A 16,168-nucleotide genomic window follows, 5' to 3' on the forward strand; every position below is an offset into this window, starting at 1 on the left:
GTGGTCGAGGTGATGATCAATGGTGGGGCGACCCGCAGTACCGGAAGTGATCTGGGCGCGTCCCGAACGTGCGGGGCGTGGCCCCAAGCCCGCGTTCAGCCGTGCGGACATCGCGGCGGCCGCCGTGCGCATCGCGGACGCGGAGGGACTCGACGCGGTGTCGATGCGGAAGGTGGCGGCCGAACTCGGCTGCGGCACCATGTCGCTCTACAACTACGTCCCCCGCAAGGAGGACCTGCACGAGCTGATGCTCGACGCGGTCGGTGCCGGCTACGAGTACCCGGACCCGTCCGGTGACTGGCGCGCCGATCTCCTCGCCCTCGCCCACCAGGCCCGGGGGATGATGCACCGCCACACCTGGGTGCCCCGGCTGATGTCACCGGTCTACGGGTTCAGCCCGAACGCCTTGCGGTACCTGGAGTACGCGCTGAGCTGCCTGGACGGGGTCGACGCGCGGTTCGGCCAGAAGATGGAACTCATCGCCATGCTCAACGGCGTCGTCACCACCTACACCGCCAACGAGATCGCCACGGCGGAGCGCAGCCGGTCGCTGCCCTGGTCCGAGGAACAGGAGCAGGCCGCCCGCACCGGGTATCTGATCAGTCAGATCATGACCGGGAAGTATCCGCGGATGGCGGCCGGATTCGCCGAGGACCCCGGACCGATCGATCTGGACGCCGTGTTCGACCGGGCGCTCGCCCGGGTGCTGGACTCGTTCGGCCGCGGGTAGGGCGGGCGCCGGGCTCTTCCGGCCGTGTGCGGCACGGGTGCGCCGGACAGGCCGGCGGAGTCACAGCAGCGCGAACTGGCCCTCCGGGCCCTCCTCCTGGTGGTCGAGCACCGAGGCCGGACGCCGGGCCGCCGCCGGCACCGGCAGCACGCCCGCCGCCCGTAGTTCGGGCACGCCGATCTCCGGGCCCGCCGCCAGTTCCTCCTGCCGGGGCCGCAGCTCGGCGAGCAGGGCGAGCAGCGTGATCAGTTCCAGCAGCTCCGACGTCCACTCCTGCGGCCAGGCGCGGGGCAGGACGGCCTCCAGACCGCCGGCCCCGTGCGCCGCCGTCCGGCGCCCGAACCACAGCTCCAGCACCCGTACGCCGCCCACCTGGAACTCCCACGCACCGGCGGGCACCGGCGAGATGCGGCCCGTACCGAGGCTCAGCACCTGCTCCTCGGCGTCGTAGGAGAGCTCCGACGGGGCGGGCGGCACGGCGGCCCGGACATAGGGGCGCCGCCCGCCTGGCAGCCGGGGGCGCTCGCCGCCCCGGGCCCCGCGCAACTGGACCCGCAGCAGCTCGTGCCCCAGCTCCACGCCCGCCGACCAGCGCGCGGTGTCCGTGGGCAGCGGCACCGCGCAGCCGTCCGGGGTGCGGCGGGCCGCGGCGAGGATCCAGGCCAGCACCGACTCGGCGGTGACCGAGTCGCCGTGACGGGACCGCAGCAGGCCGAGCAGCCCGGGGGCCAGGTTGGGTTCGGCGCCGCCGGGGCGCCGGAACAGCGGACGGATCCGGCCGGGCCGCCCCGCGGGGGAGTGGCCGTCGGGGAGCAGCGCGGTCACCGAGAGGGCGGGGCCGGTGTCCTGCGGCACCCGGCCGTGTTCGAGGAGGAAGAGCTGATGCCCGTCGGCGACCCGCCACAGTTCGGGCCTGGCCACGTCGATCAGGCGGTGGTCGGGGAGCAGCCACTGCTCGTCGAAGGGCCCGTGCAGGATCCGTACCGGCTCCGGGCACGGGCCCGGATCGCGGGCGAACCGGCCGGTGCCGGTGGACTGCCCGGGCAGGGCCGCCACCGGGATGTACGGGCCGCGTGTGCGGGTGGGCCCGAAAAGCTCCTCGCGTTCGGCGTCCGGGGCCCGGACGAGCCGCTCCCAGCGGGCCCTCAGGGAGGCCGCGTCCGGGCCGGTCACCCAGGGACGCCCGGTCCTGAGCGGCCGCACCGACCAGGGCATGAGGTCGTCGAGGAGCGGCCTGTGCGGGCCCTCGCCGGAGCCGGCCGCTGCCGGAGCTGCCACCGTGTCGTCCTCCCCGTCGCCACGTCCGCCGCCGTCCCCGGCATCGTAACGGCGCCGCCACGGGCCCCGGCAGGGCGCCTGCCGGCGCCGGGCCGCCGCCCCCGGTACGCGCCGGCCGGCCTCGGGCCCGCCGCCGCTGCTCCGTCAGTGGGTCTCCACCGTGACCGAGAAGGAGAACCGGTCGCCCCGGTAGCGGATCTGCGCCACGTCGACCACCCGGCCGCTCTCGTCGTACGCCACGCCCGTGTAGTACAGGATCGGGCTGAGCAGCGGGACCCGGAGCAGTCCGGCGGTGACCGGGTCGGCGAGCCGGGCCTCGACCGTGTCGGTGATCCGGGCGATCGGGACGCCGGCCCGGTCGCGCAGCACCTTGGTCATCGGCCAGCGTTCGAGATCGGCGGGGTCGATGCCGGCCGCGGCGTCCGGGTGGACCCAGTTCTGCGCCCAGTTGGTCGGCTCGCCGGTGTCCTCCTCGCACCGCAGGCGCCGGTAGCCGACGACTTCGGGGCAGCCGGGGAAGTACTCCGCGACCTCGCCCGGCACCGGGGACGGCCCGTGTTCGAGCAGGGTGGTGCGTTCGCCCGACTGCTGGGCGACGATCGCGTCGATGGAACCCATCAGCCGCACCGGCGACACCCGGCGGGCGCGGGGCTCGATGAACGTGCCGCGCCGCCGGTGCCGGCTGATGAGTCCCTCCGACTCCAGCTCCTTGAGCGCCTGACGCATGGTGAGGACGCTGACGCCGTAGTGCGCGGCGAGCTGTTCCTCGGTCGGCAGCCGCAGCGTGGCGTCCGCGGCGCGGCCCAGTATGGAGGCCCGCAACGACTGCGAGACCTGGTACCACAGCGGAAGCTTGCGGTTCAGGACCAGCGAGTCGGGCGCGAACGCGGCTCCCGGGGCCGCGGGGGGCGTCGGAGAGGGCTGCGGCACCTGGGTCACCTGCATTCGTCGTCGCTGCGGCACGGGGCCCTTACGGCCTGAAGTTGCGGCTCAGACCCTGCCACACGTCGTCGTAGCCGTGCTGAAGATGTCCGGCCGTCATCGCCTGCCCGGTCGCGGTGACCGGCCAGCGGGTCTCGAACATGAAGGCCAGCCCGTCGTCGATCTTCTGGGGCTTCAGCTCTGCCGCGCTCGCCCGTTCGAAGGTCTCCCGGTCCGGGCCGTGTGCGGACATCATGTTGTGCAGGGAGCCGCCGCCGGGTACGAAGCCGCCCTTGCCGGCCGTCTTCGCGTCGTACGCGCCCTCGATCAGGCCCATGTACTCGCTCATGACGTTGCGGTGGAAGTACGGCGGCCGGAAGGTGTCCTCGCCCACCAGCCAGCGCGGCGCGAACACCACGAAGTCGACCCCGGCCAGACCGGGGGTGTCCGAGGGCGAGGTCAGCACCGTGAAGATCGACGGGTCCGGGTGGTCGTAGCTGATCGAGCCGATGACGTTGAACCGGCGCAGGTCGTAGACGTACGGCGTGTGGTTGCCGTGCCAGGCGACCACATCCAGCGGCGAGTGGTCGTACGTCGCCGACCAGAGGTTGCCGCAGTACTTGTTGACGACCTCGACCGGGCGCTCCACATCCTCGTACGCGGCGACCGGGGCGAGGAAGTCCCGCGCGTTCGCCAGGCCGTTGGCGCCGATCGGGCCGAGATCCGGGAGGACGAACGGCCGGCCGTAGTTCTCGCAGACGTAGCCGCGGGCGGTGTCGTCGAGCAGTTCGACCCGGAAGCGGACACCGCGGGGAATCAGTGCCACATGGCCCGGTTCCACGCGCAGCAGGCCCAGTTCGGTGCGCAGCAGCAGCCCGCCGTGCTCGGGGACGATGAGGAGTTCGCCGTCGCTGTCGCTGAACACCCGGTCGGTCATGGCGGTGTTGGCGGCGTAGAGGTGTACGGCCATGCCGCTGCGTTCGGCGGCGTTGCCGTTTCCGCCCAGCGTCCACAGGCCGGAGAGGAAGTCCGTGCCGGGCGCGGGGTCCGGGAGCGGGTCCCAGCGCAGCCGGTTGGGGTCCGGGACGGTCTCGGTGAACGGGGCGGTGCGCAGGGCGCCGTTGTCGGTCCGGGTGAACGGCGGGTGGGCCGCCGAGGGACGGATCCGGTAGAGCCAGGAGCGGCGGTTGTCGACGCGCGGCTCGGTGAAGGCCGAACCGCTGAGCTGCTCCGCGTAGAGGCCCAGCGGGGCGCGCTGCGGAGAGTTGCGGCCGTGCGGCAGCGCCCCCGGCACCGCTTCCGAGCTGTGCTGATTGCCGAATCCGGCGGAGTGCGCGAGCCCTTCCGCCGTCTTCCGCGCCTGCTCGATGCCGCTCATATGTGCTCCCGGTGCATGAGAATCCTGGAATCCTATGCTTAACCGTAGGAATCGAGATGCCGGGAGTCAATGGCATTCGTGCGGCACAGGGGGGTTTCAAAAGATGAACAATGCTCTACTCTCCGGCTCATGTCGTGGACACGAAGACTTCTGGTGGTTCTGGCGGCGCTCGCGGCCGCCCTGCTCGCGGCCCCGGCCGCCCAGGCGCACGAGGAGCGGCCGGTCACCTTGCCCGACGGCACCGGCAGCGTTCCCGTGTACCGCGCGGGCGAACCCGACCTCCTGGTCTGCAAGAGCGACCGGGCCGACTTCGAGCGCCGGATATCCGGCTTCCCGGACGCCCTGCGGGCCAGGAACCTGACGCTCTTCGACCGGTGCCAGAAGTCCGGCTACCGCCATCTCCAGCAGGCCGTGGACGCCGTCGCCGGGCCCGGGAAGAACATCGCGATCCTGCCCGGCCTCTACGAGGAGGAGCCCTCGCTCCCGGCGCCGAAGGGGGAGTGCAAGCGGCTGAAGGCCCCCAACTCCCAGCTCGGCTACCAGATCCTGAGCTACGAGCAGCAGGCGAAGTGCCCGCACAACCAGAACCTGGTGGCCATCCTCGGCAAGAAGGACCTCCAGATCGAGGGCACCGGCGCCGCGCGCACGGACGTCGTCATCGACGCCAAGTACCAGAAGCTCAACGCGGTCCGCGCGGACGGCTCGGACGGGGTCTACTTCAAGAACTTCACCGCCCAGCGGACCACGTTCAACTCGCTGTACGTCCTGGCGCAGGACGGCTTCGTCATCGACGACGTCCTGACCCGGTGGAACGACGAGTACGGCTTCCTGACCTTCGCCAGCGACCACGGCCTGTACAAGAACTGCGAGTCCTACGGAAACGGCGACTCCGGCATCTACCCGGGCAGCGCGTCCGACATCAACGACGGCTACGGCTACCAGGTGCCGCGCTACTCGATCGAGATCACCGGCTGCCGCAGCCACCACAACATGGTCGGCTACTCGGGCACGGCGGGCGACTCCGTCTACGTCCACGACAACGAGTTCGACCACAACATGGGCGGCGCCTCGATGGACAGCGCCTTCCCCGGCCACCCCGGGCTGCCGCAGAACCACGCCCGCTTCGAGCGCAACCTGATCCACGACAACAACGCCGACTACTACCCGTACGTCGCCGACGGCACCTGCGCCAAGCCGCCCGTGGAGCGCGGTTACGAGGACGGGGTGGTCTGCCCGCAGATCTCCATGCCCCCGGGCACCGGCATCATCACCGCCGGCGGCAACTGGAACCTCTACGAGAACAACTGGGTCTACGGGCAGAAGCGCGCCGCCTTCTTCCTGAGCGCCGTGCCCGCCTTCATCCGGGGCGAGGACGCCCTCGGCAAGCAGACCGACACCTCGCACCACAACCGCTACGCGAACAACCACCTCGGCACCGACAAGCAGGGCCGCTCGCGCCCCAACGGCACCGACGTGTGGTGGGACGGGCAGGGGGCGGGCAACTGCTGGCAGTCCGACGCGGGCGCCTCCACTCCGCGCTCCCTGCCCTCGTGCGGGTCCGAGCGGGGCTCGGTCACCGGCAACACCGACCGGCTGGCCGGGGAGCCCGTCAAACTCGCCCAGTTGCTGGTCTGCGCCGACTACAACGTGCAGGCGCGCCGGCTGCCGGCCGGCTGCGACTGGTACGGGGCACGGGGCATCGAGCGCATCGAGGTCCAGGCCGCTCTCGGCATCGCGGTGGTGCTGGCGCTGGTCGGCGGGGTGCTGTGGTGGCGCCGGCTGCGAACGGTCCGGCTCGCCACGGCCGCCACGGTGCTCGGGCTCATCGGCCTCGTGCTGGACGTGGCCGGGTCGACCATGGGCCTGGCCGCCACCTACGTGCCCGCGCTCGCGCTGCTGCTGACCGGGCTCTGGTGGACGGGCATCGGGCTGGCCCTGCGCCGGGAGCGGCCGGGTCTGGGCTGGACCACGGTGGTGCTGGGCGGGCTGACGCTGCTCGATGCGCTGGACAAGGGCGTGTTCATGATCCCGTGGATCCCGCTGAGCCCGGCCTGGGTACGGGGACTGCTCGGCCTGGTCTGGGTGGTGTGGGCCGTGGTGGCCGCCGCCCGCCACGGTGAGCGCGCGCACGAGGCGCTGGACGGGGAGGGGGCGCAGGGGACGGAGGCGTCCACCGGCGGTGCCCCGGATGCGGGAGGGAGTGAGAGGCCCGCCGCGGATCCGGCCGCCGGTCCTGACGGCGCGTCCGTCCCGGGCCGACCGGTCCGGCCCGCCTCGCCCGCCTCGCCGTCCGCGGAACCGAACGGGGAACCGTCGTGAACCGACACCCGAACCGGGCGCGGGTACGGGCCCGTGGACGCACCTGTGCGGCCGCCCTGCTCGCCGCCGCCCTCCTGCTGGGCGCGAGCGCCTGCGGGGGGCGCGCCACCACCCATCACAAGCCCGGCACCAGCCATGAGCAGGCCACCGGCAGCAACGGCCGGCTCCTGACCGCGGACGACGGATCCGGCAGCCGGCTGCGCCAGGTCGATGCCCAGGGTGCCCCCGAGGTCTCCGTCGCCGCACGGCCCGACTCGGAGGACGGCTGGAACGTCCACCTCTCCGTACGGAACTTCCGGTTCACCCCGGACAGCGTCGGCGGCGCCGCACTCATCGGACGCGGCCACGCCCGGCTCTTCCTCGACGACCACCCCCTCGCCCGTGTCTACGGAACCTGGTTCCACCTCCCGAAGTCGCTCCTGCGCGCAGCCGGGGGCGGTACCCGGCTGACGGTCCGCCTCTACGCCGACGACCACACCGCCTGGGCGGTCGGCTCCGCCCCGGTCCAGGCCACCACCACGCTGGGCGCGACCACCTCGGCCTCCACTCCCACCGCGGCCCCCGAAGCCACCGCGGAGATATCGATCCGCGACGGCAAGGTCGACCCCGCACCGGGGCGCACCGAGGTCAGGAAGGGCCGGACCGTGCGCCTGGTGGTGCGCAGCGACCGCGACGACACCCTGCACGTCCACGGCTACGACAAGGAGGCGAGGCTGCCCGCCGGCCGGACCGTCACCCTCACCTTCACCGCCGACCGCACCGGGCTCTTCGAGGTCGAGACGCACGAGTCCGACCTGCTCCTGACCCAACTCGTCGTACGGTGACGGCCCATGTCGACCCCGGTGCCGTGAGCGTCCTCGCCCACGGCATCGGCGCCCAGCACGACCTGCCCCTCTCGCCCTTCTACGCCTTCGCGGGAGCCTTCGCCGCGCTCTTCGTCTCCTTCCTCGCGCTCGGCCTGCTCTGGTCGTCCTCCCGGTTCCGGGGCGACCGGGCGGGCCGCCCCCTGCCGGCCGCCGTCCAGCGCGCGGCCGACGCCCGCCCCACCCGTATCGCGCTCCGCGCGCTCGGCCCGGCCGCCGCGCTCCTGGTGGTGCTGTATCTCGTCCTCGGCCCGGCCGACCCGGACCGCAACCCGGCCCCGGGCGCCGTCTACGTACTCCTGTGGGTCGGGCTCGTACCCGCGTCCCTGCTGCTCGGCCCCGTCTGGCGGTTGCTCAACCCCCTGCGCACCCTCCACCTCCTCGGCTGCCGGGCGCTCCGACGCGACCCGGCAGCCGGCCGGCCCCTGCCCCCGTGCGTCGGGATGTGGCCCGCGGCGGCAGGGCTCCTCGCCTTCACCTGGCTCGAACTCATCGCCCCCGACCCCGCCTCATCCACCGCCCTGCTCCTCTTCCTGGCCCTCTACTCCGCCGCCCAGCTCGCGGGCGCCGCCCGGTACGGCGCCCGCTGGTTCGACCACGCCGACGCCTTCGAGGCCTACTCGGGCCTCCTCGCCCGGCTCTCGCCGCTCGGCCGCCGCCCCGCCGACCGCCGCCTCGTCCTGCGCTCCCCGTTCAACGGACTCGACGCCACACCCCAGCTCCCCGGGCTCGTCGCCACCGTCTGCGTCATGCTCGGCTCCACGGCCTACGACGGCTTCTCCGACGCGCCCTCCTGGATCACCACCGTCCAGACCTCTGCCCTGGGCCGCACCACCACCGCCACCCTCGGACTCCTGGGCGCCGTCGCCCTCGTCGCCGCCCTCTACGCCCTGTGCGCCGGTGCCACCCGCTTCCTCTCCGGCCGGCTGCCGCACCCCCTCACCGCCTTCGCGCACTCCCTCGTGCCGATCGCCCTCGGCTATCTGGTGGCCCACTACTTCACACTCTTCGTCACCGAGGCGCCACGTACCGTCATGATGGCATTCGGTGCCGACCATCCCGCTCCGCCCGAACCGCCCCTGGGCCCCGGCGGCGTCGCCACGCTCCAGGTCCTCGCGATCGTCCTCGGCCACGTCCTCGGAGTCGTCGCCGCCCACGACCGCTCCGTCCGGCTCTTCCCGCCCGGCCGCGCCGTCGCCGGCCAGCTGCCGCTCCTGGTCCTGATGGTCGCGTACACGATCGGCGGACTGGCCCTGCTCATCGCCTGAGCCCGGGTCCGGCGCCGCGGCACCCCACGCCCCGGCGGAGCCCGGGGCGCACCCCCGCCCCCGGCCGAGGAGGCCCACGGCATCATGGAACCCGTGCCCCATGCGAACACGAACCTCCGCCGCGCCCCCGTACAGCAGCGCAGCGCCGAGCGCCTCGCCCGGATACTCGACGCCTGCGCCGAACTCCTCGACGAGACCGGCTACGAGCAGCTCTCCACCCGGGCCGTGGCCGTGCGCGCCGGAGTTCCCATCGGCTCCGTCTACCGGTTCTTCTCCAACAAGCGGGCCCTGGCGGACGCACTGGCCCGCCGCAACCTGGACAGCTACGCCGGGCGGATCGCCGACCGGCTGGTCGCCATCCCGGCCGACGACTGGCGCCGCGCCATCGACGCCGTGCTCGACGAGTACCTGGCGATGAAGAGTTCCGTCCCCGGCTTCTCCCTCATCGACTTCGGAGCCCCCGCACCCGACGGCGACCCGGCCGACGACGCCAACCAGCGCGTCGCGGGCCGGCTCGCCGGACTGCTCGCCGGCCATCTGGACCGCGAGCCCGACGACGCGCTCCTGCGGTCCATCCTGGTCTGCGTGGAGGCCGCCGACGCCCTGCTCCAACTCGCCTTCCGTACCGACCCGTCCGGTGACCGGGCCATCGTCGCCGAGACCCGGGTGCTGCTCCAGGCCTACCTCGCGCGCGTACTGGACTGAGCCGGTCCGGCCCGCGCGGCAACCTTCTCCTTCCCGCACCTCCCCAGCATGCGTACCGGTCGGTATGCTCGGCCGTGCTTGCTCATGTCCGCGCGCCACCGCTGCCGCCGCCCGGGAGGGCCCATGTCGCACGACCCCAGCAGCTCCCGTACCGCCCTGCGCATCTGCCCCCTCTGCGAGGCCACGTGCGGACTCACCCTCACCATCGAGGGAACCAGGGTCACCGGTGCCCGCGGCGACCGGGAGGACGTGTTCAGCAAGGGGTTCATCTGCCCCAAGGGCGCCTCGGTCGGCGGCCTCGACGAGGATCCCGACCGGCTGCGCACCCCACTCGTCCGCAAGGACGGCGTGCTGGCCGAGGCGAGCTGGAGCGAGGCCTTCGAGGCGATCGCCCGCGCCCTGCCGGCCCTTGCGCGGGAGCACGGGCCGCAGGCCGTGGGCGTCGTCCTCGGCAACCCCAACGTGCACACCATGGCCGGCGCGCTCTACCCGCCCGCCCTGCTCGCCACCCTGCGCACCCGGGCGCTGTTCACCGCGAGCACCCTGGACCAGATGCCCAAACACGTCTCCAGCGGGCTGCTCTTCGGCGACCCGAACACCATCCCCGTCCCGGACCTCGACCGCACCGGCCACCTGCTGATGCTGGGCGCCAACCCCCTCGAATCCAACGGCAGTCTGTGCACCGCACCCGACTTCCCCGGAAAGCTCAAGGCGCTGCGCCGCCGCGGCGGCAGCCTCACCGTCGTCGACCCGCGCCGCACCCGCACCGCGCGCCTCGCCGACCGGCACGTGGCCATCCGCCCCGGTACCGACGCGCTCCTGCTCGCCGCGATGGCGCACGTCCTGTTCGAGGAGAAGCTCACCGACCCGGGCGCGCTCGCGGACCATGTCGAGGGCATCGGCGAAGTCGCCGAAGCGGTGAGCGACTTCACGCCCGAGGCCGTCGCCGCGGCCTGCGACGTGGACGCCGCGACCATCCGCACCCTCGCCCGGGAGCTGGCCGCCGCCCCCACCGCCGCCGTGTACGGCCGCATCGGCAGCTGCACCGTCGAGCACGGCACGCTCGCCAGCTGGCTCGTCGACGTCCTCAACGTCCTGACCGGCAACCTCGACCGCCCCGGCGGCGCCCTCTTCCCGCTCTCCGCGACCGCCCGGGCCCCGCGCCCCGCCGCCCCCGGGAAGGGGTTCGCGCTCGGACGGTGGGCGAGCCGGGTCTCCGGTCACCCCGAGGCCAAGGGTGAACTGCCCATCTCCGCGCTGGCCGAGGAGATCGGGACGCCGGGCGACGGACGGATCCGCGCACTGATCGTCGTGGCGGCGAACCCCGTGCTCTCCGCGCCCGACGGCGACCGGCTCGACGCCGCACTGGCCGACGGGCTCGACTTCATGGTGAGCGTGGACCCCTATCTCAACGAGACCTCCCGCCACGCCGACGTGGTGCTGCCCCCGCCGCCGGCCTCGCAGAGCGCCCACTTCGACTTCGCGTTCAACACCCTGGCCGTGCGCAACCAGGTCCGCTACACCCGCCCCGCCGTGCCGCTGGGCGAAGGCCTGATGGACGAGGCAGAGATCCTCGCCCGGCTCGTCCTCGCCGTCTCCGGGACGCACGGCGCCGAGCCGGACGCCGTGGACTCCGCGATCATCGACCGGGCCCTCGGCAAGGCGGTCGCCGACCCGCTCTCACCCGTCCACGGCCGGGACCCCGCCGCTCTCTCCGCCGAACTCACCGGCCGTACCGGGGCTGAGCGGCGCCTCGACCTGATGCTCCGCCTCGGCCCGTACGGCGAGGGCTTCGGCGCCGACCCCGAAGGGCTGAGCCTGGAGCGGCTGCTCGCCCACCCGCACGGCATCGACCTCGGCCCGCTCGCTCCGCGCGTCCCGGAGGTCCTCACCACCCGCAGCGGGCGCGTCGAACTGTTCCCCGCCCCGATCGCGGCCGATCTGCCGAGGCTGCGCCGCGCGCTCGACGGACGTACCGACCCCGAAGCGCTCGTCCTCGTCGGCCGCCGCCATCTCCGCTCCAACAACAGCTGGCTGCACAACGTCGCCGCGCTCCGCGGCGGATCGAACGTCTGCACCCTCCAGATCCACCCCGAGGACGCGGCACGGCTCGGACTGGCCGACGGCGCACCCGCCACGGTCACCGCGGACGGCGGCGAGCTCACGGTCCCGGTCGAGGTCACCGACGGTGTGCGGACCGGTGTGGTGAGCCTCCCGCACGGCTGGGGGCACAACCGCCCCGGCACCCGGATGTCCGTCGCCTCCGCGCAGCCCGGCGTCAACGTCAACCAGCTCCTCGACGGCAGCCGCCTCGACCCGCTCTCCGGCACCGCCGTGCTCAACGCCATCCCCGTCACCGTGGCACCCGCTCGCTGACCTGGGGTTTTGCTCGTATTGCTCGCACGTCGACGTCTTGTTAACGCCACGGGACGCGTCCTAACGTCATCCGCACCGCCGGCTCCGGTGGGAGTTCAAGGGTGAACGATAGGTATCCATATGCTGACCATCCTCGGCTTTGCCATGATCGCGACCTTTCTGGTCCTGATCATGATGAAGAAGATGTCGCCGATCGCGGCGCTCGTGCTGATCCCCGCCCTCTTCTGCGTAGCCGTGGGGAAGGGCGCCCATCTCGGCGACTACGTCATCGAAGGGGTCGGCAACCTGGCGCCGACCGCCGCCATGCTGATGTTCGCGATCGTCTACTTCGGCGTGATGATCGACGTCGGGCTCTTCGACCCGGTCGTCCGGGGCATCCTGCGCTTCTGCAAGGCCGACCCCATGCGGATCGTGGTGGGTACGGCGGTGCTCGCCGCGATCGTCTCGCTGGACGGTGACGGCTCCACCACCTTCATGATCACCGTCTCGGCCATGTATCCGCTCTACAAGCGCCTGAAGATGAGCCTGGTCGTGATGACCGGAGTCGCCGCCACGGCGAACGGCGTCATGAACACCCTGCCCTGGGGCGGGCCCACGGCCCGCGCCGCCACCGCCCTGAAGCTGGACGCGGGCGACATCTTCGTCCCCATGATCCCGGCGCTCGGCGTCGGACTGCTCGCCGTCGTCCTGCTCGCCGTGGTCCTCGGCCGGCGCGAGCGCAAGCGGCTCGGCACGCTCACCCTCGACGAGGTGCGGGTGACCGGGACGGAGCAGGTTCTCGTGGCCGCGGGCCGCGGCAGCGACGGACCCGGCAGGGGAACGGCCGGCGCGGGTACGGGCGGCACGGGCTCCGAGGACGCCGAGAAGGCGGACGAGGGCTTCAAGGGACTCGACCCCCGTCGCGCCACCCTGCGGCCGAAGCTCTACTGGTTCAACGCCGGTCTCACCGTCGCCCTGCTCGCCGCGATGATCATGGAGCTGATGCCGATCCCGGTGCTCTTCCTCCTCGGCGCGGCACTCGCCCTCACCGTCAACTTCCCCCACATGCCCGACCAGCGGGCCCGGATCGCGGCCCACGCCGACAACGTCCTCAACGTCTCCGGCATGGTCTTCGCGGCCGCCGTCTTCACCGGTGTGCTCACCGGCACCGGCATGGTCGACCACATGGCCGACTGGCTCGTCGGCGCGATCCCGGAGGGCATGGGGCCGCACATGGCCCTCGTCACCGGCGTGCTGAGCATCCCGTTGACGTACTTCATGTCCAACGACGGTTTCTACTTCGGAGTCGTACCCGTCCTCGCCGAGGCCGGAGCCGCCCACGGCGTCTCCCCGCTGGAGATCGCCCGCGCCTCCCTGGTCGGCCAGCCCCTGCACATGTCGTCCCCGCTGGTGCCGGCCGTCTACGTCCTCGTCGGCATGGCCAAGGTCGAGTTCGGCGACCACACCCGCTTCACCGTCAAGTGGGCCGCGCTCACCTCCCTGGTGGTGCTCGGTGCCGGACTCCTGTTCGGGATCGTCTAGGACCATGACCGAGACCACCGGGCCCGGCCGGAGCTGGCTGCTGCGCCTCGTCATCGCCTTCGCCTTCGCGCAGGGGGCGGTGTCGATGGCACGGCCCGCCGTCTCCTACCGGGCCCTGGCGCTGGGTGCGGACGAGCGGGCGATCGGCGTCATCACCGGGGTGTACGCGCTCCTCCCGCTCTTCGCCGCCGTACCGCTGGAACGCCGGACGGACCACGGAAGATGCGCACCGCTGCTGCCGGCCGGTGTCGTCCTCATCGCGGGAGGCTGCGCTCTCAGCGGCCGGGCGGACTCCCTGACCGCGATGGCGGCCTGGAGCGGAGTCATGGGGCTCGGCCACCTCTGCTTCGTGATCGGCGCCCAGTCGATCGTCGCCCGCCAGTCCGCCCCGGCCGAACAGGACCGCAACTTCGGCCATTTCACCATCGGCGCCTCTCTCGGCCAGCTCATCGGCCCGATCGCCGCCGGGTACCTGATCTCCGAAGGCGACGGTGCCATGGGGCCCACCAGCGCGCTCGCCCTGATGGTCTCGGCGGCCGTCGCGGCCGTCTCCTTCGCCTCGCTCCGGCGCATCGAGCACCGGACCGCCCCCGCGCGCCGCGGCAGGACCGTCGCGGCCAAAGTGCCCGTGGGCGGCATTCTGCGCGCCCGCGGAGTCCCCGCCGGGATCTTCATCAGTCTCGCCGTGCTCTCCGCGACCGACATCCTCACCGCGTATCTGCCCGTCATCGGCGAACACCGGGGCATCGCCCCCGCCACGGTCGGCCTGCTGCTGAGCCTGCGCGCGGCCGCCACCATCGCCTGCCGGCTGGTGATGACCCCGATGCTCCGGGTGCTGGGCCGGGCCGGCCTGCTCGCCTCCACCTGCCTGCTGGCCGGACTGCTGTGCGCCGCCATCGCCCTGCCCGTACCCGTCCCGGTGCTGGCCCTGATGCTCGCCGTCCTCGGGTTCTGCCTCGGGGCCGGGCAGCCCCTCTCGATGACCACCGTGGTCCAGGCGGCCCCGGCGGCGGCCCGCTCCACCGCGCTCGCCCTGCGGCTGACCGGCAACCGGCTCGGCCAGGTGGCGACGCCCGCTGCCGCGGGACTCGTCGCCGGAGTGGCCGGCACCGCGGCCCCGTTCGTCATGCTCGGCGCGCTGCTGATCGTGGCGGCCGGCCTCGGCGCGCGGGGCCGGGGCGGCCGGCCGGCGCGCCGGAGCGGGGCTCCGGCACCGGATCCGGCCGTTCCCGGGGGCGGCCCGGCGCGGGCCGGCCTCAACCGGAATCCCGCCTGACACTTACGTCCGCGCAGTCCCAGTACGGCGCAACCTTTGCGAGAGCCATTCCCTCACCCTGCGCAGTGGGTTAATTTCAGGCCACTGCTGCCGCTCCCCACCGCTCCACCTTCATCCTTCCGGGCGGAACCACATGACTCGCGCCATCATCCTGAACAACGTAAGCAAGGCCTACGGACGCTCCTCGCGTGCCGTGGACCGCCTCTCGCTCTCCATCGACCCGGGCGAGTTCGTCGTCCTGCTGGGCCCTTCGGGGTGCGGTAAATCGACCGTGCTCCGCATGATCGCCGGCCTGGAGGACGTCACCGAGGGCGAGATCCTGCTCGACGGTGAACCGGCCAATCACCTGACCCCCCGCGAACGTGGCATGGCCATGGTCTTCCAGAACTTCGCGCTCTACCCGACCATGACCAACCGGGCCAACATCGGCTTCCCGCTGAAACTGGAGAACCCCCGCCAGGACCACAACGAGCGCATCGAGAACACGGCCAGGATGCTCGGCATCGAGAGCGTCCTGGACCGGCTGCCCGGCCAGCTCTCCGGTGGCGAGCGCCAGCGCGTCGCCATGGGGCGGGCCATCTCGCGTCAGCCCTCGGCCTTCCTGATGGACGAGCCGCTCTCCAACCTCGACGCGAAGCTCCGCAACCACCTGCGGGCCGAGATAGCCCTGCTCACCAAGGAACTCGGCGTCACCACGGTCTACGTGACGCACGACCAGGCCGAGGCGATGTCGCTGGGCCACCGGGTCGCCGTCATGCGTGGCGGAGTGCTCCAGCAGGTGAGCCCGCCGCGCGAGGTGTACTCGCTGCCGGAGAACGTGTTCGTCGCCGCGTTCATCGGCACCCCGCGGATCAACCTGCTCCAGGCCGTCGTCCACGCGCCGCTCGAGGGCCGGATGTCGATCGACCTCGGCCGCCAGCGCCTCCCGCTGCCCGAGCCCCTGAGCCCCGACCACCAGCTGCTGCGGATCCAGCAGGGCCGGCGCATCATCGTCGGGCTGCGCTCCGAGGCGGTCCGGATCGCCCCGCCCAGCCAGGCCCGCCCCGGCGAGGTCGCGCTCAGCGGCATCGTCGAGCACGTCGAGTACCAGGGGCACGAGGCGCTCGTCCACCTCAACACCGGTTCGCAGCCCGCGGTGGTGCCGGACCTGGAATCGGCCCGCCCGGACCGCGGTCCCGTCCGCAGGCGCCGCGGCGGCCAGGGCGGCACCGGCGTCCTGGAGCGCCTCAAGGAACGCGCCACGGGACTCGCGGGATCGTCCGTCGCCGTCCTCGACGACCCCGCGACCGAGCAGCTTCCGCCGGGCGTGCACAGCCCCGACCGCCCCGCGGTCACCTCCAGCGACCTCGTCGTCCGCACCGGCCCGGACATGCGGCTGCGCACCGGTGGCCAGGTACCGCTCCTGGTCGACCTGGCGCACCTCTACGTCTTCGACCACCAGGGCCGCCGGATCTGCCCGCTGCCGAAGGACGTCCCGGGCCTGGAGGTGTAGGGCGACGGCGTCCCGGGGCCCGTCCGTCGCTCGCCTCCCTC

General features: G+C 72.8%; 12 protein-coding genes. 9 read left to right on the top strand and 3 right to left on the bottom strand.

Annotated features, from left to right (window positions below; translation table 11 throughout):
• Positions 1–19 precede the first annotated feature (19 nt).
• The gene (locus tag ACIQMX_RS25925; protein WP_363073934.1) at positions 20–730 is read left to right on the top strand and encodes a TetR/AcrR family transcriptional regulator; all 711 of its coding nucleotides are present in this window, start codon (positions 20–22) and stop codon (positions 728–730) included.
• 60 nt (positions 731–790) lie between these two features.
• On the opposite strand, the gene ACIQMX_RS25930 is transcribed toward ACIQMX_RS25925, so the two are convergent.
• From ACIQMX_RS25930 to hmgA, 3 genes are all read right to left on the bottom strand, one after another.
• Positions 791–2,008, bottom strand: a complete 1,218-nt coding sequence (locus ACIQMX_RS25930; RefSeq protein WP_363073936.1) for a type ISP restriction/modification enzyme — start codon at positions 2,006–2,008, stop codon at positions 791–793.
• A 144-nt stretch (positions 2,009–2,152) separates the two neighbouring features.
• On the bottom strand, positions 2,153–2,953 hold the full coding sequence (locus ACIQMX_RS25935; protein WP_402481552.1) for a GntR family transcriptional regulator: 801 nt from the start codon (positions 2,951–2,953) through the stop codon (positions 2,153–2,155).
• A 25-nt stretch (positions 2,954–2,978) separates the two neighbouring features.
• Positions 2,979–4,307, bottom strand: a complete 1,329-nt coding sequence (gene hmgA, locus ACIQMX_RS25940; RefSeq protein ID WP_402481554.1) for a homogentisate 1,2-dioxygenase — start codon at positions 4,305–4,307, stop codon at positions 2,979–2,981.
• A gap of 129 nt (positions 4,308–4,436) precedes the next feature.
• Here hmgA and ACIQMX_RS25945 point away from each other — a divergent pair, with 129 nt between their 5' ends.
• The 8 genes from ACIQMX_RS25945 to ACIQMX_RS25980 all read left to right on the top strand — a co-directional run bounded on the left by ACIQMX_RS25945 (position 4,437) and on the right by ACIQMX_RS25980 (position 16,127).
• Positions 4,437–6,626 carry a right-handed parallel beta-helix repeat-containing protein gene (locus ACIQMX_RS25945; RefSeq protein ID WP_402481556.1) on the top strand — a complete coding sequence of 730 codons (2,190 nt, stop codon included), beginning with the start codon at positions 4,437–4,439 and terminating at the stop codon, positions 6,624–6,626.
• A complete protein-coding gene (locus ACIQMX_RS25950) occupies positions 6,623–7,450 on the top strand; it encodes a hypothetical protein (RefSeq protein ID WP_363073943.1) in 828 nt (275 codons plus the stop codon). The genes ACIQMX_RS25945 and ACIQMX_RS25950 overlap by 4 nt, the downstream gene beginning before the upstream one ends.
• Positions 7,447–8,757, top strand: a complete 1,311-nt coding sequence (locus tag ACIQMX_RS25955) for a hypothetical protein (protein WP_363073945.1) — start codon at positions 7,447–7,449, stop codon at positions 8,755–8,757. Before ACIQMX_RS25950 ends, ACIQMX_RS25955 begins: the two co-directional genes overlap by 4 nt.
• Positions 8,758–8,841: 84 nt before the next feature.
• Positions 8,842–9,462, top strand: coding sequence for a TetR/AcrR family transcriptional regulator (locus ACIQMX_RS25960; RefSeq protein ID WP_363073947.1), 621 nt, complete (start codon positions 8,842–8,844; stop codon positions 9,460–9,462).
• Positions 9,463–9,585: 123 nt separating this feature from the next.
• A complete protein-coding gene (locus tag ACIQMX_RS25965) occupies positions 9,586–11,838 on the top strand; it encodes a molybdopterin-dependent oxidoreductase (protein WP_363073949.1) in 2,253 nt (750 codons plus the stop codon).
• A gap of 120 nt (positions 11,839–11,958) precedes the next feature.
• On the top strand, positions 11,959–13,359 hold the full coding sequence (locus tag ACIQMX_RS25970) for a CitMHS family transporter (RefSeq protein WP_402481560.1): 1,401 nt from the start codon (positions 11,959–11,961) through the stop codon (positions 13,357–13,359).
• 4 nt (positions 13,360–13,363) lie between these two features.
• Positions 13,364–14,635: an MFS transporter gene (locus ACIQMX_RS25975; RefSeq protein ID WP_402481563.1), complete on the top strand. Its 1,272-nt coding sequence runs from the start codon at positions 13,364–13,366 to the stop codon at positions 14,633–14,635.
• 133 nt (positions 14,636–14,768) lie between these two features.
• On the top strand, positions 14,769–16,127 hold the full coding sequence (locus ACIQMX_RS25980; RefSeq protein ID WP_363073955.1) for an ABC transporter ATP-binding protein: 1,359 nt from the start codon (positions 14,769–14,771) through the stop codon (positions 16,125–16,127).
• Positions 16,128–16,168 lie beyond the last annotated feature (41 nt).

This window comes from Streptomyces sp. NPDC091416 (genome assembly GCF_044756845.1).
In the GTDB taxonomy this organism is placed as follows: Bacteria; Actinomycetota; Actinomycetes; order Streptomycetales; family Streptomycetaceae; genus Streptomyces.

Excerpts from the sequence above, each read along its gene's own strand:
- ACIQMX_RS25980 (WP_363073955.1), top strand. The coding sequence starts at position 14,769 with ATGACTCGCGCCATCATCCTGAACAACGTAAGCAAGGCCTACGGACGC.
- ACIQMX_RS25960 (WP_363073947.1), top strand. The coding sequence starts at position 8,842 with ATGGAACCCGTGCCCCATGCGAACACGAACCTCCGCCGCGCCCCCGTA.
- ACIQMX_RS25975 (WP_402481563.1), top strand. The coding sequence starts at position 13,364 with ATGACCGAGACCACCGGGCCCGGCCGGAGCTGGCTGCTGCGCCTCGTC.
- ACIQMX_RS25925 (WP_363073934.1), top strand. The coding sequence starts at position 20 with ATGGTGGGGCGACCCGCAGTACCGGAAGTGATCTGGGCGCGTCCCGAA.
- ACIQMX_RS25945 (WP_402481556.1), top strand. The coding sequence starts at position 4,437 with ATGTCGTGGACACGAAGACTTCTGGTGGTTCTGGCGGCGCTCGCGGCC.
- ACIQMX_RS25965 (WP_363073949.1), top strand. The coding sequence starts at position 9,586 with ATGTCGCACGACCCCAGCAGCTCCCGTACCGCCCTGCGCATCTGCCCC.
- ACIQMX_RS25935 (WP_402481552.1), bottom strand. The coding sequence starts at position 2,953 with ATGCAGGTGACCCAGGTGCCGCAGCCCTCTCCGACGCCCCCCGCGGCC.
- hmgA (WP_402481554.1), bottom strand. The coding sequence starts at position 4,307 with ATGAGCGGCATCGAGCAGGCGCGGAAGACGGCGGAAGGGCTCGCGCAC.
- ACIQMX_RS25970 (WP_402481560.1), top strand. The coding sequence starts at position 11,959 with ATGCTGACCATCCTCGGCTTTGCCATGATCGCGACCTTTCTGGTCCTG.